This is a genomic window from Sulfitobacter sp. 1A12157, assembly GCF_043557345.1.
In the GTDB taxonomy this organism is placed as follows: domain Bacteria; phylum Pseudomonadota; class Alphaproteobacteria; order Rhodobacterales; family Rhodobacteraceae; genus Sulfitobacter.
Genome location: NZ_JBIFFV010000008.1, coordinates 184,771 through 204,337 on the forward strand (window position 1 = coordinate 184,771; position 19,567 = coordinate 204,337).

Genomic DNA, 19,567 nt, shown 5'->3' on the forward strand with positions numbered 1-19,567 from the left:
ATGACCATGGCACTCGAAAAGACCTTCAACGCCGCCGAGGCGGAAAGCCGCATCTACGCCGATTGGGAGACCAAGGGCGCGTTCAAAGCGGGCGCGAATGCGCAGCGGGACGCGCATTTTTCCGTGATGATCCCGCCGCCCAATGTCACCGGCTCGCTGCACATGGGCCATGCCTTCAACAACACGCTGCAGGACATCCTCGTGCGCTGGCACCGGATGCAGGGGTTCGACACGCTCTGGCAGCCGGGTCAGGACCACGCCGGCATCGCCACCCAGATGGTGGTGGAGCGCGAATTGGCCGCCAGTGGCCAACCCGGCCGCCGCGAGCTGGGCCGCGAGGCTTTCACCGCCAAGGTCTGGGAGCAGAAGCAGAAATCCGGCGGCACGATCATCGACCAACTGCGCCGTCTGGGTGCCTCCTGCGACTGGTCGCGCAACGCCTTCACCATGTCCGGCGCGCCCGGTGCGCCCGAGGGGGAAGAAGGCAACTTCCACGACGCCGTGATCAAGGTCTTCGTGGACATGTACAACAAGGGGCTGATTTACCGCGGCAAGCGGCTGGTCAACTGGGACCCGCATTTCGAGACCGCGATCTCCGACCTCGAGGTCGAGAGCACCGAGGTCGACGGCCACATGTGGCATTTCAAATACCCGCTGGCGGGGGGCGAGACCTACACCTATGTCGAGCGGGACGAGGACGGCACCGTGCTCTTCGAAGAGACCCGCGACTATATCTCCATCGCCACAACCCGGCCCGAAACCATGCTGGGCGACGGGGCGGTGGCGGTTCATCCATCGGATGAACGTTACGCCTCAATCGTTGGTAAACTCTGCGAAATCCCGGTTGGCCCGAAGGCGCAGCGCCGCCTTATCCCGATCATCACCGATGAATACCCGGACAAGAACTTCGGCTCTGGTGCTGTGAAAATCACCGGTGCGCATGACTTCAACGACTATGGCGTGGCCAAGCGCAACAACATCCCGCTCTACGCGCTGATGGACACCCAAGGACGCATGCGCGCCGATGGTCTGCCCTACGATCAGGCCGCCGCCCGCGCGCAGGCCATCGCCGAGGGCCGCGAGGACGCCCCCGAGGACGCGACCGAGATCAACCTCGTGCCCGATGCCTACCGCGGCCTCGACCGCTTCGAAGCCCGCAAGCGCGTGGTCGAGGACGTGACAGCCGAGGGCCTCGCCGTGATGACCGAGGCGACAGACCCGCGCCTTGGCCGCGCCGCCAAGAAAGCCCCCGTCGAGCCCGGCGAGGGCGGCGAGATGCGCACCGAGGAAGACAACCTCGTGCCGCTCGTGGAAGCCAAGAAGATCATGCAGCCCTTCGGCGACCGCTCCAAAGTGGTGATTGAGCCGATGCTGACCGACCAGTGGTTCGTCGCCACCGACAAGATCGTGCAGCCCGCCATCGACGCCGTGCGCTCGGGCGAGGTGACGATCCTGCCCGAACAGGACCGTAAGGTCTATTTCCACTGGCTGGAGAACATCGAGCCGTGGTGCATCTCGCGCCAGCTTTGGTGGGGGCACCAGATCCCGGTGTGGTTCGATGACGAGGGCAACGAATATTGCGCGCCCACCGAGGCCGAGGCGCAGGCCATGGCCCCGGGCAAGACGCTGCGCCGCGATCCGGACGTGCTCGACACATGGTTCTCCTCCGGCCTCTGGCCCATCGGCACATTGGGCTGGCCCGAGCAGACCGCAGAACTGGAGAAATACTTCCCCACCTCCGTGCTGGTCACCGGTTTTGACATCATCTTCTTCTGGGTCGCCCGGATGATGATGATGCAATATGCTGTGGTCGATCAGAAACCCTTCGACACCGTCTATGTCCACGCGCTGGTGCGCGACGAGAAGGGCAAGAAGATGTCGAAGTCCCTTGGCAATGTGCTCGACCCGTTGGATCTGATCGACGAATACGGCGCCGATGCGGTGCGTTTTACGCTGACCTCGATGGCGGCGATGGGGCGCGACCTGAAGCTCTCGACGCAGCGCATCGCGGGCTACCGCAACTTCGGCACCAAGCTCTGGAACGCACACCGCTTTGCCGAAATGAACGGCGTCTTCGACGCGATGCCAGCCGCGCAGCCGCAGCCCACCGCCACGCTGAACAAGTGGATCGTGGGCGAGACCGCGCGGGTGCGCGAGGAGGTCGACGCAGCCCTCGGCAACTTCCGCTTCAACGACGCGGCCAACGCACTTTATGCCTTCGTCTGGGGCAAGGTCTGCGACTGGTACGTGGAGCTGTCCAAGCCGCTCTTGCAGGACGACGCCCCCGAGGCTGCGGAAACCCGCGCGACCATGGCTTGGGTGTTGGAGCAATGTCTGATCCTGCTGCACCCGATCATGCCTTTCATCACCGAGGAGTTGTGGCAGACCACCGCCAAGCGCGATGAGCTTCTGGCCCTCACCGATTGGCCCGCCTACACCACTGCCGATCTGCTCGATGCCGACGCGGACCGGGAGTTGAACTGGGTCATCGGTCTGATTGAGAGCATCCGTTCGGCGCGCCAGCAGATGCATGTGCCCGCGGGGCTGAAGGTGCCGATGCTGGTGACCGAGATGGATGCCGCCGCCCAGGGTGCCTGGGACCGCAACGAGGTGATGATCAAACGTCTGGCCCGGGTCGAGAGCCTCGAGCGGAGCGAGAGCTTCCCGAAAGGCACCGTCTCGATCGCGGCGCCGGGGGCGAGCTTCGGCCTGCCGCTCGCAGGGCTGATCGACATCGACGCCGAGAAGGCCCGTCTGCAGAAGTCGCTCGACAAGCTCGGCAAGGAGATCGGCGGGCTGAAGGGGCGTCTCAACAACCCCAAGTTCGCCGCCTCCGCGCCGGAAGAGGTCGTGGCCGAGGCGCAGGCGAACCTCGCGGCGCGTCAGGAAGAGGCGGACCAGTTGCAGGCGGCGCTGGACCGCTTGGCCGAACTGGCCTGAGGCGGGGGGCGGAGCCGGGCAGCGCCAGACCGCGGGATGGCGCTCCTTACGCCACAGTTAGGCAGTTAATTTCTGCCGCGCTTGCGCCGGGTTCTCAGGACGGGACTTCGCTTGCAAAAGCGCCAGCCCGTTCGGGCGGTCTGGCGCTGCCCGGCGGCCTGCGGCCTTGATTCCGGGCTGTTTCGTTCAACGTGACCGGTTCCCAAGCCGTCCTACTTGAACACCGCGGGCCGTTTGCCGAACTCCGCTGCGATCACCTCCATCTGCTCGGGCTTGCCCAGCAGCGCCGCCTGCTCGCGCGATTCAGCCAAGAGCACATCCGCATCCGACGCCCCCGTCTCTACGTATCCGATCAACCGCTTGGCCGTGCGGATCGCATTCGGCCCCTTGCCCGCGATCACCTGCGCCAGTTCCAGCGCTGCCGCCTGCGGGTCTTCGGCGATCTCGGTCACCAGCCCCCAACGCTCCGCCTGCGCGGCATCCACCGGCGCGGCGGTATAGGTCAGCCGCCGCAACACGTCCGAGCGCACCAGCCGCGGCAGCAGCACCATACCGCCCATATCCGGCACGATGCCCCATTTCATCTCCATCACTGCAAGCTTCGTATCCGGCGCGGCAATCCGAATATCCGCCCCAAGCGCCAGCTGCATCCCGGCGCCATAGACCACCCCATGCAGCGCAGCGATGACCGGGATTTCCAAACGGTGCCAAACCATCGACACCTCTTGCCATTTGTTCGTCGTGCCCGCGCCATGGCTGCGGGGCGTGATCAACGCCTCGACATCCTGCCCCAGCATCCCCGAGAGCCCGCCAATATCAATGCCCGCGCAAAAGCCTTTGCCCTCGCCCGAGAGCAGCACCACGCGGGCGTCCGAAGCCGCAATCTCCTGCCCCGCTGCGATGATCGCCTCGATCATTTCGTCATCCACGGCGTTCATCTTGTCTGCGCGGGTGAGGGTCACATGGGCGATATGGTCTTCGATCCGAGTGCTGACGCGGGGCATGGCTGTTCTCCTGAAAGTTTGGCGCAGTTCAGCGCAGATCATCGCGCGGCACCAGCAAAACGTGGCGGCAGGTGCTGCGGCACTTGCCCTCTCACGGGCCCGCCCCTACACCTTGGCGCATGACATATGCACGCCTCACCCCCCTCGCCCAACGCCTGCCCGCCAATGTCCCCTTCGTGGGCCCCGAAGCGCAGGAGCGCGTCCTTGGCCGCCCCTTCAAAGCGCGGCTTGGCGCCAATGAAAACGTCTTTGGCCCCTCGCCCCGCGCCATCGCGGCCATGGCCGAGACCGAAATGTGGAAATACGGCGATTCCGAAAGCGTGGAGTTGCGCGCGGCACTGGCCGATTTGCACGACATCTCCCCTGCGAACATCATCGTCGGCGAGGGTATCGACGGGCTGCTGGGCTACCTTGTGCGTCTGCTGGTGGGCGAAGGCGATGCGGTGGTGACCTCGGAAGGCGCCTATCCAACCTTCAACTACCACGTCACGGGCTTTGGCGGCGTGCTGCACAAGGTGCCCTACCGCGACGATCACGAAGACCCGGCGGCGCTGTTCGCCAAGGCGGCGGAGGTCGACGCCAAGCTGGTCTACCTCGCCAATCCCGACAACCCGATGGGCACTTGGCACGAGGGCGCGGCACTGGCACGCGCGCTCGACGACCTGCCGCAAGGCAGCCTGCTGTTGCTGGACGAGGCCTATATCGAATGCGCCCCCGAGGGCACCGCGCCCGTGCTTTCCGCCGATGACCCACGGGTGATCCGGATGCGGACCTTTTCCAAAGCCTACGGCCTCGCCGGGGCGCGGATCGGCTATGCCATCGCCGCGCCCGAGTTGATCACCGCCTTTCACAAGGTCCGCAATCACTTTGGCCTGAACCGCGCGGCGCAGGCGGGGGCTTTGGCGGCGGTACAGGATCAGAGCTACCTGAAAGAGGTTCAGACCAAGATCGCCGAGGCGCGCCGCCGGATCGCCCATATCGCCGAAGAGAACGGGCTGAGCACCCTCCCCTCTGCCGCCAATTTCGTCGCCGTCGATTGTGGCGGTGATGGCGCTTTCGCCAAGGCGGTCCTCGACGCGCTGGTGGCGCGGGGGATCTTTGTGAGGATGCCTTTTGCCGCGCCGCAAAACCGCTGCATCCGCATCAGTTGCAGCACGGCGGAAGAGCTGGATCACTTCGCCGCCGCCTTGCCCGCGGCCTTAGCTGACGCGCGCGGGGCTTAAGCCCCGCCGATCACCTCCGCCGCCGCCTGCAGGGCGCCCGGGCCGTGGTCGATCTTCAGCGCCGAAAGCCCGGCTTCGATCCCGCCGAGCAGCCCCATGATCATTTGGCCGTTCACATGACCCATATGGCCAAGGCGGAAAAAGCCGTGCCACGCGGGCTCCCCCGGCAGGGCCATGCCCAGCCCCACGCCCAGTGTCAGGCCCAGATTGCCCTGCACCCAATCGCGCAACTCGGTCGCATGGGGGGCTTGCAGCCGCAGCGCGGTGACCGCATGGCTGCGCAGGGCGCGGTCTTCGATGTTGAACCGCAGGCTGCCCTTGGCCGACCACGCCTCACAGGCCGCCCACACCGCCCGGGCCAGCGTCTCATGGCGCTGCCAGACCTGCTCGATCCCCTCTTCGTGAATGATGTCGAGAGCGGCGCGCAGGCCATAGAGGTGATGCGTCGGCGCCGTGCCGCCGTGGTATTGATAGAACTCCTGCGCATGGGCGCGCGGCGACCAATCCCAATAGCGGCTCACGCGCGGCAGACGCGCACGGGCTTCCTCGGCCCGGTCGTTGAAAAAGACGAAGGCCATGCCCGGCGGCACCATCAGCCCCTTTTGCGAAGCGGTGACCATGACATCGACGCCCCAAGCATCCATCTCGAAGCGCTCACAGCCCAATGACGCGATGCAATCGGCCATCAAAAGCGCGGGGTGGCCCGCCTCATCCAACAGGCGGCGCAGGCCCGGCACGTCATTGCGGACCGAGCTTGAGGTGTCCACATGCACCGCCATCACCGCCTTGATCTGGTGGCCGCTGTCGGCCTTCAGGCGTTCGGCCACCTGTGCGAGATCGACGGGCGCGTTGCGGCCAAAGTCGAGGATATCCACCTCGGCCCCCAGCCCCGTCGCCATTTCGGCCCAGCCATGGCCGAAACGCCCCGTGGCCAGCACCAATACCCGGTCGCCGGGGGCTATGACATTGCTCAGCGCGGCTTCCCACGCGCCGTGGCCGTTGCTGATATACATCGCCACATGACGATCTGTACGCGCCACGCGCTTTAGGTCGGCGGCCAGCGCTGGCATCATCTCGACCAATTCGCCCTCGTAAATATTGGGGGCCGCGCGGTGCATCGCGCTCAGCACCGCGTCGGGCATGACCGAGGGGCCGGGAATGGCGAGGTACGAACGACCGGGGGCGAGTTTATTCTGCTTTGTCATGATATTGGCTGCCGTTTTGAAAATGCGTGACCGGGGGACGGTCGGGCGCAGCTTACTGCCCGGCAGGCCGGGGTCAACACGCGATCGGACCTTAGGTAAGGCGCGCCCCTAAGCCCCCCTTCCACGCGCTGAGACCGCCCCCTGCGCGCCTTGCCCGACCTGCGCGACGGCTTGCCCTGCCTGCGCGGCTTTCGTACACGGGATCCGACTGCCCAAAAGGATCAGGCACCGGTATGAATGATGACAGTTACACCTCCGCGCAGTTGATGCGCTGGCTTTGGCGGGACTATCTAAAGAAACACACCGGCCTGATGGCCATCGCGGTGATCTTCATGATCATCGAAGGTTCGACCTTGGGCGTGCTGGCAAAACTGATGGAGCCGATGTTCGACCGCGTCTTTGTCGGCGGCGACCGCGGGGCGCTGGTCTGGGTCGGGCTGGTGCTGGTGGCGATCTTTGCGCTGCGGGCGCTCGCCACAGTGGTGCAAAAGGTGCTGCTGACCCGCGTGGCACAGCGCACGGCGGCGGATCTGCGCATCGACCTGCTGGACCGGATGATGCAGCAAGACGGCACCTTTCACCAAAGCCACCCGCCCGGCTTTCTTGTCCAGCGCGTGCAATCGGATGTGAATGCGGTCAGCGATGTCTGGCGCGCGGTGATCACCGGCGCGGGGCGCGATCTGGTGGGGCTGGTGATCCTCATGGGCGTGGCCATCGCGATTGACCCGATCTGGGCGCTTCTGGCAATGGTCGGCGTGCCGCTGATGGTGCTGCCCGCCGCCATCGCCCAGCGTTTCGTCCGCGCCCGCTCGCGCGAGGCGCGTGACATCGGGGCCAGCCTCTCGACCCGGCTGGACGAGGTTTTCCACGGCATCGTACAAATCAAGCTCAACGCGCTGGAGGACTACCAAGCCCGGCAATACCGCGAGTTGACACGCACCTTCATCCGCACCGAAGTCCGCGCCGCCTTTGGCAATTCCGCGATCCCGGCAATGATCGACATCATGTCGGGCATCGGCTTCATGGCCGTGATCGTCTACGGCGGGTCCGAGATCATCGCCGGCAACAAGACCATAGGCGAGTTCATGACCTTCTTCACCTCGCTGGGGTTCATGTTCTCCCCCCTCCGCCGCCTCGGCGCGATCAGCGGCCTATGGCAGATGGCCGCCGCCGCGCTGGAACGGATCAAGGAATTGCTCGATGCGCCGCTGCATCTGCGCAGCCCGGACAAAGCGCAGGCCGCGCCCGATGGCCCACCCGATGTGACGCTGACGGATGTCTCGCTCTCCTACGGCGACACGAAGGTGTTGAACGGCTTGGACCTGACCGCGAAAGCAGGCCAGACGACCGCGCTGGTCGGCGCTTCGGGGGCGGGAAAGTCGACCATCTTCAACCTGCTCACCCGACTGGTGGATCCGCAAAGCGGCACGGTACGCATCGGCGGCGTCGACACCGCTTCGATGACCATCCCAGACCTGCGCGGCCTGTTTTCTGTCGTGACGCAAGAGGCGCTCTTGTTCGATGAAACCCTGCGCGAGAACATCGTGCTGGGCCGTGAGAATGTCACCGACGAAGAACTCGACCGGGTGCTGAAGGCCGCCCATGTGGCGGACTTTCTGCCGCAGTTGGAACAGGGGTTGGACACCCGCGTCGGCCCGCGCGGCTCGGCCCTGTCGGGCGGACAGCGCCAACGCGTGGTGATCGCCCGCGCCCTGCTGCGCGACACGCCGATCCTGCTGCTGGATGAGGCCACCAGCGCGCTTGATGCGCAATCCGAGCAGGTGGTGCAGGACGCGCTCGATCGCCTCGCCAAGGGGCGCACCACCATTGTCATCGCGCACCGGCTGTCGACCATCCGCAGCGCGGATAAGATCGTGGTGATGGACCGGGGCCGCGTCACCGACGAGGGCACCCATGACGAGTTGATGGAACGCGGCGGCATCTACGCCGACCTATACCGCCTGCAATATCGCGACGGGAAGACCGTATCGGACGCCCGCGGCCTCAGCGCCCTCTCCGCGAAGAAACGCCGCGAAAGGGCGCGCCAGCCCAACCTGCTCCAACGGATCGGCGCGGCGTTCTTTAACTGAATGCGCGGGGCATGGGGAAACCCACGCCCCTTTCACGAACGCCGGTAGCTTTCGGCGAGCGCCTCGGGGCTGACCCCCATCGCATAGCGCGCCAGCGTCCAGAGGTTGCGCCCACCCCGGCGCAGCCAGCCTTGACGGCGGTATTTCTCGGCACTGGTCACGGCGATCCCATCCAGCCGGGTCAAGCGGCCACGAAGGGCGCGGGCCAGTGCCACATCCTCCATCAATGGCTGATCGGGATAGCCGCCGACCGCATCATAAAGCGCGCGGGGCAAAAGCAGCCCCTGATCGCCATAGGGCAAGCCCAGAGCGCTGCGCAGGTTCGCCCAGCTTGCCACCAAGCGTGGCGCCAGACCGCGCTGATCGAAGCGCAGGCGAAACCACCCCGCGCCCGCTGCCCCGCGCGCCATGTGATCATGCATCGCATCGCTCCAGCCCGGGGCCAGCACCGTATCGGCGTGCAACACCAGGAGCCACGCCCCCTGCGCCGCGTCGCAGCCACGCCGCAACTGCCCGCCCCGCGAAGGCGCGCCCGAGACGACCTCGCCCCCCCAGCCTTCGGCCAGCGCACGCGTGCCATCCGTCGAGCCGCCATCGCTCAGGATCACCTCGCGGAGCAGCCCGGCCTGCAACCCTTCGACGAGCGCGGCGAGGCAAGCGGGCAGCGCGGTGGCCGCGTTGAGGGTGGGAATGACGACAGAGATCGGCGCGCGCATGGTTGCCCCTTTTGGATGGCTTTGACAGGTTATATGTCATGGCCAGCAATCAAAGGACACCCGCATGACCCCGCGCCGCATTCTGCGCCTCTCCGGCCCCGACACCCGCGACTTTCTGCAAGGTATCGTGACCAATGACATCGGCAAACTGGACCAAGGCCCGGTCTATGCCGCCCTGCTGACGCCGCAAGGCAAATATATGGCCGATTTCTTTCTGATCGCCGATGGCGAAGACGTTCTGCTGGACGTGGATGAGAGCCTTGGCGTTATGCTGAACCAGCGGCTGTCGATGTACAAACTGCGCGCCAAGGTAACGATCGCGCCCAGCGATCTGCACCTGCACCGCGGCACCGGGCCGGCGCCCGACGACGCCTTAGCCGATCCGCGGCACCCCGAGATGGGCTGGCGCGCCTATCGCGACACTCCGCAGACTGAAGACGCGACCGATTGGGACGCCCTGCGCGTGGCCCATCTGATCCCCGAGACGGGGATCGAACTCACCCCCGATACCTTTATCCTTGAGGCGGGGTTTGATCGGATCAACGGGCTGGATTTCCGCAAAGGCTGCTATGTCGGCCAAGAGGTGACCGCCCGGATGAAACACAAGACCGAGTTGCGCAAAGGGCTGACCCGGGTCGAGGTCAGCGGCAGCGCCGCCCCCGGCACGGCAATCACGGCAGAGGGGAAACCCGCGGGCACGCTCTACACCCAAGCGGGCGGTCAGGCTTTGGCGCATCTGCGGTTCGACCGCGCCAAAGGCCCGATGCAGGCCGAAGGTGCAGAGGTCACTTGGCCCGGCCCCGCGACCTGAGCACCGCGCGCCGCTGAAAGGCTCCCGCGAAACAAAAAGCCCCGGCAAAACCGGGGCTGATCTACTTTACCAAAGATGACGTCGCGTCAGGCGCGTTCGACATATTCCATGGTTTCGGTATTCACCACGATGTCCTCGTCTTGGCCCACGAAGGGCGGCACGGTGATCTTCACACCATTGTCGAGCACGGCAGGCTTGAAGGAATTGGCCGCCGTTTGGCCCTTCACCACCGGCTCGGTCTCGGCCACTTTGCAGGTCACCTTCTGCGGCAGCGAGGCGTTCAGCGCCTCCTCCTCGTGATATTCGACCACGATCATCATGCCGTCCTGCAAGAAGGGGCGACGCTCACCCAAAAGATCGGCAGACAGTTGCACCTGCTCGTAGGTTTCGGTGTCCATCACCACCAGCATACCGTCGTCTTCATACAGAAATTGCTGGTCTTTTTGCTCCAACCGCACACGCTCGACCTTGTCGGCAGAGCGGAAGCGTTCGTTCAATTTGGAGCCGTTGCGCAGGTTGCGCATCTCGACTTGGGCAAAGGCGCCGCCCTTGCCGGGCTTCACGTGATCGACCTTCACAGCCGCCCAGAGGCCACCGTTATGTTCAAGGACGTTTCCGGGGCGGATCTCGTTTCCGTTAATCTTGGGCATGTGACAAAACCACGACATAAGGTTGATGATATGATGTCCGGGTCTATATCGGGAGGGATGGTCCCCTGCAAGCAGGCGTTATTTTCTGCTGCCGCAAAGACTAGATATGCGCAAGCTGCATGGGAGCTATGCTAAATAGAGGTATCCGAATCAAAAGTTATCCGTCATAAGGGCCTCCACGCCCGAATGACAAGAGCAAGAATAATCGAAAGGACGACGAGATGAAAGATTTCGTTGATGGCACCGCTTTCAACAACGAGCAAGGCAACCGCGCGCGCAAGCTCTTTGCTGCTGTGGTGCTAGCTGCTTTGGATGACGCAATTGCCGATGATAAAAAATATGGCAACGGTCCTGAACAGATCGCCCGCTGGGCCCGCTCGCGCGATGGCCGCGAGGTTCTGAGCTGTGCCGGTATCGACCCCAACGAGCGGGTCGTCGAAGGTTTGATGGAATTCGTCGGCAAAGGCGTGCGGACCTCCGTCGCCCTGTCGCGTGAAGAATCCGAGCGCCGCAATGCCGCGCTTCAGGCCGAAGCCGCCTAAGACATATCCGCCAAGTGGCGCAATTGACGCAGCCTTCGGGCTGCGTTTTTTTGTGCCTGCCCCTCGGCGATGGGCTTTCCCCTGCCCCGGATTTGCGCCAATTTGCGTGAAACCAAGGGCGAGCAGACATGACCAAAGCCATCATGATCCAAGGCACCGGCAGCAATGTCGGCAAGTCGATGATCGTCGCCGGATTGATCCGCGCCTGCGCCCGGCGTGGCCTGCGGGTGCGCCCATTCAAACCGCAGAACATGTCCAACAACGCCGCCGTCACCGAAGACGGGGGCGAGATTGGCCGCGCGCAGGCGTTGCAGGCCCGTGCGGCGGGCGTGGCCCCGCATACGGACATGAACCCGGTGCTGCTAAAACCCCAGAGCGCCACCGGCGCGCAGGTGGTGGTGCAAGGCAAAATCGCGGGACAGCAAGAGGCGCGGGAGTTTGGCCGCAACAAAGCCAGCCTGATGCCCGCGATCCTGCAATCCTTTCGCCGTTTGGCCGACAGCTGCGATCTGATCGTGATCGAGGGCGCGGGCTCCCCGGCTGAGACGAACCTGCGGGCGGGCGACATTGCCAATATGGGCTTTGCCCGCGCCGCCGGCGTGTCGGTGGTGCTGATGGGCGATATCGACCGCGGCGGGGTGATCGCGCAGATCGTCGGCACGCAGGCCGTGCTCTCCCCCGAAGATAACGCGCTGATCCGCGGCTTTGCGGTGAACAAATTCCGCGGTGACCGCAGCCTCTTTGACGCGGGGCGCGATGACATCGCCGCCCGCACCGGCTGGCCGAGCCTTGGGGTGATCCCGTGGTTCGACGCGGCCCACCGCCTGCCCGCCGAAGACGTGATGGACCTGCCCGCCCGCGCCCGTTCAGGCGGGTCGGGCTGCGTTATCGCCGTGCCGCGCCTGCCCCGGATCGCCAATTTCGATGACCTCGACCCGCTGGCCGCAGAGCCGGGCGTCGACCTGCGGATGGTCATGCCCGGCAGCCCCCTGCCCGCCGAGGCCGATCTGGTGCTCATGGTCGGCAGTAAGTCCACGATCTCCGACCTCGAAGCCTTCCGGGCCGAGGGGTGGGACATCGACCTTGCCGCCCATATCCGGCGCGGCGGCCATGTGCTTGGCCTTTGTGGCGGCTATCAGATGCTGGGCAAGACCATCACCGATCCGCAGGGGATCGAAGGCCCGGCGGCGCGGGTGGCGGGGCTGGGTCATCTGGATGTGGAAACCACGATGGCCCCGCTCAAACATCTGTCCGAGAAGAGCGGCCAGCACCCGGCGAGCGGCACCACCCTCACCGGCTACGAGATCCATATCGGAGAGACCACCGGCCCTGATTGCGCCCGCGCGTGGCTCCGCTTCGACGGCACGCCCGAGGGCGCGGCCTCTCGCTCGGGCCGGGTGCAGGGCTGCTATATGCATGGGATTTTCAGCTCGGATGCCTTCCGCCGCGCCTATCTTGGCGGTTTCGGCGTTACCTCTTCGCTGGATTTTGAAACCGGCGTCGAAGAGGCGCTGGACGCGCTGGCCGATCATGTCGAGACCTATATGGATGTCGACCTGTTCCTCTCCCTCGCGGCAGAGGTCTAGGCTGGAGAGCGCGCGGCCCTCCAGCCAAGCGCTTAAAATTCGACGACCGCCCGGATCGATTCACCCTTGTGCATCAGATCGAAACCTTCGTTGATCTGATCCAAGGTCAGTTTGTGGGTGATCATCGGGTCGATCTCGATCTTGCCGTTCATGTACCAATCGACGATCTTGGGCACATCCGTCCGCCCCTTGGCCCCGCCAAAGGCGGTGCCGCGCCAGACCCGGCCGGTGACCAGTTGGAACGGCCGGGTGGAGATCTCGGCCCCCGCGGGTGCCACGCCGATGATGATGCTCTCGCCCCAGCCCTTATGGGCGCATTCCAACGCGTCGCGCATGACTTTGGTGTTGCCGGTGGCGTCAAAAGAGTAATCCGCGCCGCCCTTGGTCAACTCGACCAGATGCGCGACCAGATCGCCGTCAACTTTCGAGGGGTTCACGAAATCGGTCATGCCGAAGTAACGCGCGGCCTCTTCCTTGTCGTCGTTAAGGTCAACGCCGACGATCTGATCCGCCCCGGCCATGCGCAGGCCCTGAATGACGTTCAGACCGATGCCGCCCAGCCCAAAGACCACGCAGCGCGCACCCAATTCGACCTTGGCGGTATTGATCACCGCCCCGATGCCCGTGGTGACGCCACAGCCGATATAGCAAATCTTGTCAAAAGGCGCGTCTTTTCGCACTTTCGCCAGCGCGATCTCGGGCACCACGGTGTGGTTGGCAAATGTCGAACAGCCCATGTAGTGGTGGATCGGCGTGCCATCCAGCATCGAGAACCGCGTCGTGCCATCGGGCAGCTTGCCTTGGCCTTGGGTCACGCGGATCGCCTGACACAGGTTGGTCTTGCCGCTGAGGCAATATTCGCATTCGCGGCACTCTGGCGTATAAAGCGGGATAACGTGATCGCCCGGCTCCAGCGTGGTGACGCCCTCGCCCACTTCCAGCACGACACCCGCGCCTTCATGGCCGAGGATGGCGGGAAAGATGCCTTCGGGATCGTCGCCCGAGCGGGTGAACTCATCGGTATGGCACAGGCCGGTCGCCTTGATCTCGACCAAGACCTCGCCGCGTTTCGGCCCTTCGAGGTTCACCTCCATGATTTCAAGCGGTTTGCCGGCTTCCACGGCAACGGCGGCACGGGTTCTCATCATGGGTCTCTCCTTCGGGTGTGATCTCTGCTGCTTTATGAAGCACGCATGCGGCAAATGTCCAACGCAGAAAACGCCGCCCTGATCGCCTCACCCGGTGATCGGCGCGTCGGATTTGATTTGCCGCAGGATCACATTCGTCGTGGCCGAATTCACCGCCGGATGCAGGAACAGAAAGCTCTCCAAAAAGGCGTTATAGGCGTCGATATCGCGGCACAGCACGCGCAGGTGATAATCCGCTTGGCCCGTGGTGGCGAAACATTCCGTCACCTCCGTCCGGCTTTGGATCGCGCGGATGAAACTGGCGAGGGCCGAGGCGTCATGCCGGGTCAGATGCACATGGACCATCGCCTCGAACCCCAGCCCCATCGCCTTGGGGTCGACCACGGCGGCATAGCGTTTGATCACCCCGGCCTGCTCTAGCGCCTTGACACGTCGCCAGCAGGCGGAAGCGGAAATGTTCAGCTTTTCGGCCAGTTGTGCGTTGGGCAGGCGCGAATCCTGCTGAAGCAGGAATACAAGCTGCCGGTCCGTCGCATCCAGTTCACTCATCGGGTAAATCTTTCACTCTGCGGGTGCATTTCGGATAATTTACCCACCTTTACCTGTGGCTACCAGCAAAACTGGTGCAAAAATTCGCGCGTCTTGCGGTATACTCCCCAATGAGGAGACCCCCATGACAGAACAACCGCGCGAATTTACCACTTATAAACTTGATGACCGCTATGATCAGACCGAAGGCCGCGTCTTTCTGACCGGGACGCAGGCTTTGGTGCGCATTATGCTGGATCAGGCCCGGCGTGATCGCGCGGCGGGGTTGAACACCGCCGGTTTCGTCTCGGGCTACCGCGGCTCGCCCTTGGGCGGGCTCGATCTGGAATACTGGCGCATCAAGGACAGGGTGGCCAAGGCGGGGGTGAAGTTCCTGCCCGCGGTGAACGAAGACCTTGGCGCCACAGCGGTTTTGGGCGCGCAGCAGGCCCATCTCGACCCGCAGGCCGAGGTCGAGGGGGTCTTTTCCATGTGGTACGGCAAAGGCCCGGGGGTGGACCGGTCGGGCGACGCGCTGAAACACGGCAACGCCTATGGCTCCGCGCCCAAGGGCGGCGTGCTGGTGGTGGCAGGCGACGACCATGGCTGTGTTTCGTCGTCGATGCCGCACCAGTCCGACGTGGGCTTCATGTCGTGGTTCATGCCGACGCTGAACCCGGCTTCGGTGGCGGAATATCAGGCGTTTGGCGAATACGGTATCGCGCTGTCGCGTTTCTCGGGCACATGGGTCGGCTTCAAGGCGATCTCCGAAACCGTGGAGAGCGGCGCCTCGGTCGATCTGACCACCGACCGGGTCTTCAAGCAACCCGACTACACCGCCCCTCCGGGCGGGCTGCATGTGCGGCTGGGTGACCTGCCCTCCCCGGAGATCGAGACGCGGCTGCATCACAAGCTCGACGCGGTGCAGGCCTTCATGCGCGCCAATCCGATCGACCGGCATATCTACGAGACGCAGGACGCCTCCTTCGGCATCGTCACCACCGGTAAGGGCCATCTCGACACGATGGAGGCGCTGCGGCTTCTGGGCCTCGACGAGGCCGCCTGCCGCCGCCTTGGCATCGACATCTACAAGATCGGCATGGTCTGGCCGCTGGCGCTGGACGACGCGCTCGACTTCGTGAAGGGCAAGCGCGAAGTGCTTGTGATCGAAGAGAAACGCGGGATCATCGAGAGCCAGTTCAAGGAAGCCTTCTACGACTGGCCCGGCTCGAAACCCGCGCGGATGGTCGGCAAGCACGACGAGAACCTCGAGGAGCTCGTGCCCTGGACCGGGGAGCTCTCGCCGCTGAAGCTGGTGCCGATCATCGCCGCGCGTCTGCATGCCTTCTTTCCGCAGGAAAAGCTGCTCGAAAAGGCCCGCATGCTGACCGACCAGCCGCCCGTGCTGCTGAACGTCGAGGGCGCCACCCGCACCCCCTATTTCTGCTCGGGCTGCCCGCATAACTCTTCCACAAAGCTGCCCGAAGGCTCAAAAGCCAACTCCGGCATCGGCTGCCACGTCATGGCCTCATGGATGGACCGCGAGACCGCCGGTTTTGCCCAGATGGGCGGCGAGGGCGTGCCGTGGATCGCCACCTCGCTGTTCAACGGCGGCAAACACGTCTTCCAGAACCTCGGCGAGGGTACGTGGTATCACTCCGGCTCGCTGGCGATCCGGCAGGCGGTCGCGGCGAAGACCAATATCACTTACAAGATCCTCTACAACGACGCGGTGGCGATGACCGGCGGCCAGCCGGTGGACGGCCCCGTCTCCGTCGCCGCCATCGCGCAGGCCTGCCGTGCCGAGGGTGTGGAGCGGATCGCGCTGGTCTCGGACCGGCCCGAATTGCTGGAGAAGGGCGATTTCCCCGCCGGCACCACCTTCGACCACCGCAGCGCTCTGGACCACGTGCAGCGCGAGTTGCGCGACATCCCGGGCGTCACCGTGCTGATCTACGAACAGACCTGCGCCACCGAGAAGCGCCGCAAGCGCAAGCGCGGGCTGATGGACGATCCGAAGAAATTCGTGATGATCAACGATCTGGTCTGCGAGGGCTGCGGCGATTGCAGCCTCGAGTCGAACTGCCTCAGCGTCGAGCCCAAGAAAACCGAGTTCGGCACCAAGCGCCAAATCAACCAGTCGACCTGCAACAAAGATTACTCCTGCCTTAACGGTTTCTGCCCCTCCTTCGTGACGGTGGAGGGCGGCAGCCGCCGCAAACGTTCCGGCGCGGGGCTGGACGTGGCGGGGCTCTCGGCGCAGCTTCCGATGCCCGACCTGCCCAAGCTCGACCGGCCCTTCAACCTGCTGGTGACCGGCGTCGGCGGCACCGGCGTGGTGACCGTGGGCGCGCTCATCACTATGGCCGCGCATCTTGAAGGGTTAGGCTCCAGCGTGCTCGATTTCACCGGCTTCGCGCAGAAGTTCGGCACCGTGCTGGGCTACGTGCGTCTCGCTAAACGCCCCGAGGAGGTGCATCAGGTCCGCATCGATCAGGGCGGCGCCGACGCGGTGATCGGCTGCGACATGGTGGTGAGTTCCGCGCCGAAAGCTTCCGCCCACTACCGGCGCGGCACGCGGATCGTGCTGAACCGCGCCGAGATGCCCACTGGCGATCTGGTGCTGAACCGCGACGCCGACCTGCGCGTCGACGACCGCGAGGCGGTGATCGCGCAGGCGGTGGGGGCCGAGAACCTTTCGGCCTTTGACGCCAACGCCATGGCCGAGAAACTGATGGGCGACGCGGTTTTTGCCAATGTGATGATGCTGGGTTTCGCGTGGCAGAAGGGGCTGGTGCCGGTCTCGCTCAGCGCGCTCGAACAGGCGATCGAACTCAACGGCGTCGTGCCCGACAAGAACCGCGCCGCCTTCGGATTTGGCCGGGTCATGGCGGGCAACCCGCAGGCGATCGAGGCACATTTTGCCCCTGCCCCTGCGCCCGACGACACAGTCGAGGGCCTGATCGCCCGCCGCATGGAGTTCCTCACCGGCTACCAGAACGACGCCTATGCCCAGCGCTACAAGGGCAAGCTCGATGCGCTGGCAGGCGAACTGCCGGAAGGCTCTGACGACCTCATGCGCGCGGCGGCGAAATCGCTGTTCAAGCTGATGGCTTACAAAGACGAATACGAGGTCGCGCGCCTGCATCGGCAAAGCGGTTTCGAAGAGCGTATCGCCGATACCTTCGAGGGCGACTACAAGGTGCATTACCACCTCGCCCCGCCCGCTTGGCCCACCGGCACCGATGGCCGCAGACGTCCGAACAAGCGCAAGTTCGGCCCGTGGATGGGCCGCGCCTTCGACCTTCTGGCGGCGATGAAACCCCTGCGCGGCACGTGGGCCGACCCCTTCAGTTACGGCGCCGACCGCAAGCTCGAGGTCGCCCTGATCGGCTGGTACGAGGAGGTCATGGCAAAGGCCCCCGCCCTGCCCCATGACGCAGCGCTGGCGGTGCTTTCCGCCCCGATGGAGATCCGCGGCTACGGCCCGGTGAAAGAGGCCGCAGCCGAAAAGGTGCAGGCCGAGGTGGCCGCGCATCTAGGGTAAGAGCGTCGAAAAGTCGCCGCGCCGCCCGGCCTCAAGCAATCCGAGGCCGGGCAAACATCCCGAATACATCGCCACCATTCCCGGCGGGAGCGACAAGAATTCCGCCGAAACATCACGGGGGGTAAGCGCGACTAGCCGGTCCCCTTCCCGAGCTCGCGCCGTCGTTGAGCGCGCAACAGGCAAACCGCCAACGCGCCGATACGCACCACCACTGAGAAAGCCCCCCGGCTAGCCATTCTCGCGGCGAGGCGCGGTGCCACCCTGCCAGATCAAAGAATCCGCAAAATTCCGCCCAGAATTCGCAGGGAAAAACGCTCAATCGCGCCCAAAAGCCTGCACAGTTTCCACGCAATAGCCTCCCGCAATGCGGGAAAATAAGGGGCGGCGGCGCCCTCTGCCTGTCAATTCAATGGTTTCGCGGGGCTGCAAAATATGGTTAATAATTCATACGGCGGCACAAGCTATTGATGCAGCAATGTCACAATTTCGCCGGGTTTATAGGACTAGATGTGAACAGATTATAAAGACACCCGGACTGCCCGTCTGCCCCACGAAAGAGGTGCCAAAAATGAAAATTCTTGCTGTCGACGATGACCCATTTATCCGCGAATTGTTGCCCGTTGTTTTCCGCGAAGCTGATTATCCGCATTTGACACTGGCCGCATCGGGCGCTGCCGCTCTGCAACTGCTTGAAACCGACAAAGAACATTTCGACTGCCTGCTCTTGGACATCGAGATGCCCGAGATGGACGGCATCACCCTATGCCGCCGCATTCGTACGCTGGAATCCTATCAAGACACGCCGATCCTGATGGTGACCTCGCGCGCCGACGCGACCGCGATCGAAAGCGCTTTCGCCGCCGGGGCCAACGACTATGTGACCAAGCCTTTCGACGTGAAAGACATCGCAACCCGCGTGCATATCGCCGAGCGGATGCTGGAGAACACCCAACGCGCCCCGCGCCTTGATCCGCAGCATTTGAAGAACGTGGGCGAGCCCGGTGTCCACGACTTCGCGCTGGCCGATCCGGTGCATATCAATGGGGTCGATCAATTGGTGCTGCCCTTCTCTTTGGGCAATTACCTGTCGCAGCTTTCACGCCAACACCTTGATATCTGTCAGGTCTTCGCGGCCAAGATCGAACATATCGATGAGCTTTACGCTACCTGCAACACCGGCGAATTCGCCCGCGCCATCGCCGCTGCGGCCGAGGCCATTGCGCGCGTGGTCGATTGCCCACAGCTGCTGATGACCCATAACGGATCCGGCACGCTCCTGTGCATCGTGACAGGTGACAGCCTGCCCGCTTGGCCCGAGATCGAGGTGCTCATCCAAGGGGAGCTCGACGGCATGGACCTGCGCCATGACGACAACAGCCCGATGACGGTGATGCTCTCCGTCGGTGGCCCGATCCAGCCCAATGCCAGCCGCACTCAGCGGGTCAGAAAGACATTCGACCGCGCCATCCGCCGCGTGGCGATGCGGCAGAAGGTCAAGCTCGACACCCCCCCAACCGAGAAACCCTCTGTCTCTGCCGCCCATTGAAGGCAGAGCAATCACTTCAAGAAAAACCCGC

The 19,567-nt window shown here is 64.3% G+C and carries 14 protein-coding genes; 8 read left to right on the forward strand and 6 right to left on the reverse strand.

Annotated elements, in window-relative coordinates; all coding sequences use genetic code 11:
• Positions 1 to 6 precede the first annotated feature (6 nt).
• On the forward strand, positions 7 to 2,940 hold the full coding sequence (locus ACGYLC_RS14505) for a valine--tRNA ligase (protein WP_394423485.1): 2,934 nt from the start codon (positions 7 to 9) through the stop codon (positions 2,938 to 2,940).
• 212 nt (positions 2,941 to 3,152) lie between these two features.
• On the opposite strand, the gene ACGYLC_RS14510 is transcribed toward ACGYLC_RS14505, so the two are convergent.
• On the reverse strand, positions 3,153 to 3,944 hold the full coding sequence (locus tag ACGYLC_RS14510; protein ID WP_394423487.1) for a crotonase/enoyl-CoA hydratase family protein: 792 nt from the start codon (positions 3,942 to 3,944) through the stop codon (positions 3,153 to 3,155).
• A gap of 119 nt (positions 3,945 to 4,063) precedes the next feature.
• Here ACGYLC_RS14510 and ACGYLC_RS14515 point away from each other — a divergent pair, with 119 nt between their 5' ends.
• On the forward strand, positions 4,064 to 5,167 hold the full coding sequence (locus ACGYLC_RS14515) for a pyridoxal phosphate-dependent aminotransferase (RefSeq protein ID WP_394423488.1): 1,104 nt from the start codon (positions 4,064 to 4,066) through the stop codon (positions 5,165 to 5,167).
• Here ACGYLC_RS14515 and ACGYLC_RS14520 read toward each other — a convergent pair.
• Entirely contained in the window at positions 5,164 to 6,372 is a 1,209-nt protein-coding gene (locus ACGYLC_RS14520; RefSeq protein ID WP_394423490.1) for a pyridoxal-phosphate-dependent aminotransferase family protein, read from the reverse strand. The two genes, ACGYLC_RS14515 and ACGYLC_RS14520, sit on opposite strands and share 4 nt — an antisense overlap.
• Before the next feature lie 233 nt (positions 6,373 to 6,605).
• On the opposite strand from ACGYLC_RS14520, the gene ACGYLC_RS14525 reads away from it, so the two are divergent.
• Positions 6,606 to 8,462, forward strand: a complete 1,857-nt coding sequence (locus tag ACGYLC_RS14525) for an ABC transporter ATP-binding protein (protein WP_394423491.1) — start codon at positions 6,606 to 6,608, stop codon at positions 8,460 to 8,462.
• A 32-nt stretch (positions 8,463 to 8,494) separates the two neighbouring features.
• On the opposite strand, the gene ACGYLC_RS14530 is transcribed toward ACGYLC_RS14525, so the two are convergent.
• Positions 8,495 to 9,178, reverse strand: a complete 684-nt coding sequence (locus ACGYLC_RS14530) for a TIGR04283 family arsenosugar biosynthesis glycosyltransferase (protein WP_394423492.1) — start codon at positions 9,176 to 9,178, stop codon at positions 8,495 to 8,497.
• A gap of 64 nt (positions 9,179 to 9,242) precedes the next feature.
• On the opposite strand from ACGYLC_RS14530, the gene ACGYLC_RS14535 reads away from it, so the two are divergent.
• Positions 9,243 to 9,989, forward strand: a complete 747-nt coding sequence (locus ACGYLC_RS14535; protein WP_394423494.1) for a YgfZ/GcvT domain-containing protein — start codon at positions 9,243 to 9,245, stop codon at positions 9,987 to 9,989.
• Between the two features lie 86 nt (positions 9,990 to 10,075).
• Here the strand turns inward: ACGYLC_RS14535 and efp are convergent, their stop codons facing one another.
• Complete coding sequence (efp, locus tag ACGYLC_RS14540; RefSeq protein ID WP_394402355.1) at positions 10,076 to 10,639, reverse strand: elongation factor P; 564 nt, start codon at positions 10,637 to 10,639, stop codon at positions 10,076 to 10,078.
• A gap of 221 nt (positions 10,640 to 10,860) precedes the next feature.
• Here efp and ACGYLC_RS14545 point away from each other — a divergent pair, with 221 nt between their 5' ends.
• Both ACGYLC_RS14545 and ACGYLC_RS14550 read left to right on the forward strand, forming a co-directional pair.
• Positions 10,861 to 11,181 (forward strand): DUF6280 family protein, encoded by a 321-nt coding sequence (locus tag ACGYLC_RS14545; RefSeq protein WP_007120494.1) that lies wholly within the window; start codon positions 10,861 to 10,863, stop codon positions 11,179 to 11,181.
• Positions 11,182 to 11,309: 128 nt separating this feature from the next.
• On the forward strand, positions 11,310 to 12,767 hold the full coding sequence (locus ACGYLC_RS14550) for a cobyric acid synthase (RefSeq protein ID WP_394423496.1): 1,458 nt from the start codon (positions 11,310 to 11,312) through the stop codon (positions 12,765 to 12,767).
• Positions 12,768 to 12,799: 32 nt separating this feature from the next.
• Here ACGYLC_RS14550 and ACGYLC_RS14555 read toward each other — a convergent pair whose 3' ends face one another.
• Both ACGYLC_RS14555 and ACGYLC_RS14560 read right to left on the reverse strand, forming a co-directional pair.
• Positions 12,800 to 13,912 carry an S-(hydroxymethyl)glutathione dehydrogenase/class III alcohol dehydrogenase gene (locus ACGYLC_RS14555; RefSeq protein WP_394402405.1) on the reverse strand — a complete coding sequence of 371 codons (1,113 nt, stop codon included), beginning with the start codon at positions 13,910 to 13,912 and terminating at the stop codon, positions 12,800 to 12,802.
• Between the two features lie 90 nt (positions 13,913 to 14,002).
• Entirely contained in the window at positions 14,003 to 14,464 is a 462-nt protein-coding gene (locus ACGYLC_RS14560) for an Lrp/AsnC family transcriptional regulator (RefSeq protein ID WP_394402360.1), read from the reverse strand.
• A 124-nt stretch (positions 14,465 to 14,588) separates the two neighbouring features.
• On the opposite strand from ACGYLC_RS14560, the gene ACGYLC_RS14565 reads away from it, so the two are divergent.
• Both ACGYLC_RS14565 and ACGYLC_RS14570 read left to right on the forward strand, forming a co-directional pair.
• The gene (locus ACGYLC_RS14565; RefSeq protein ID WP_394423498.1) at positions 14,589 to 17,990 is read left to right on the forward strand and encodes an indolepyruvate ferredoxin oxidoreductase family protein; all 3,402 of its coding nucleotides are present in this window, start codon (positions 14,589 to 14,591) and stop codon (positions 17,988 to 17,990) included.
• A 568-nt stretch (positions 17,991 to 18,558) separates the two neighbouring features.
• A complete protein-coding gene (locus tag ACGYLC_RS14570) occupies positions 18,559 to 19,536 on the forward strand; it encodes a PleD family two-component system response regulator (protein ID WP_394423500.1) in 978 nt (325 codons plus the stop codon).
• The last annotated feature ends 31 nt before the right edge of the window (positions 19,537 to 19,567 follow it).

Bases quoted from the DNA above. Each gene is read 5' to 3' on its own strand.
- ACGYLC_RS14505 (WP_394423485.1), top strand. From the start codon at position 7: ATGGCACTCGAAAAGACCTTCAACGCCGCCGAGGCGGAAAGCCGCATC.
- ACGYLC_RS14510 (WP_394423487.1), bottom strand. From the start codon at position 3,944: ATGCCCCGCGTCAGCACTCGGATCGAAGACCATATCGCCCATGTGACC.
- ACGYLC_RS14515 (WP_394423488.1), top strand. From the start codon at position 4,064: ATGACATATGCACGCCTCACCCCCCTCGCCCAACGCCTGCCCGCCAAT.
- ACGYLC_RS14520 (WP_394423490.1), bottom strand. From the start codon at position 6,372: ATGACAAAGCAGAATAAACTCGCCCCCGGTCGTTCGTACCTCGCCATT.
- ACGYLC_RS14525 (WP_394423491.1), top strand. From the start codon at position 6,606: ATGAATGATGACAGTTACACCTCCGCGCAGTTGATGCGCTGGCTTTGG.
- ACGYLC_RS14530 (WP_394423492.1), bottom strand. From the start codon at position 9,178: ATGCGCGCGCCGATCTCTGTCGTCATTCCCACCCTCAACGCGGCCACC.
- ACGYLC_RS14535 (WP_394423494.1), top strand. From the start codon at position 9,243: ATGACCCCGCGCCGCATTCTGCGCCTCTCCGGCCCCGACACCCGCGAC.
- efp (WP_394402355.1), bottom strand. From the start codon at position 10,639: ATGCCCAAGATTAACGGAAACGAGATCCGCCCCGGAAACGTCCTTGAA.
- ACGYLC_RS14545 (WP_007120494.1), top strand. From the start codon at position 10,861: ATGAAAGATTTCGTTGATGGCACCGCTTTCAACAACGAGCAAGGCAAC.
- ACGYLC_RS14550 (WP_394423496.1), top strand. From the start codon at position 11,310: ATGACCAAAGCCATCATGATCCAAGGCACCGGCAGCAATGTCGGCAAG.
- ACGYLC_RS14555 (WP_394402405.1), bottom strand. From the start codon at position 13,912: ATGAGAACCCGTGCCGCCGTTGCCGTGGAAGCCGGCAAACCGCTTGAA.
- ACGYLC_RS14560 (WP_394402360.1), bottom strand. From the start codon at position 14,464: ATGAGTGAACTGGATGCGACGGACCGGCAGCTTGTATTCCTGCTTCAG.
- ACGYLC_RS14565 (WP_394423498.1), top strand. From the start codon at position 14,589: ATGACAGAACAACCGCGCGAATTTACCACTTATAAACTTGATGACCGC.
- ACGYLC_RS14570 (WP_394423500.1), top strand. From the start codon at position 18,559: ATGAAAATTCTTGCTGTCGACGATGACCCATTTATCCGCGAATTGTTG.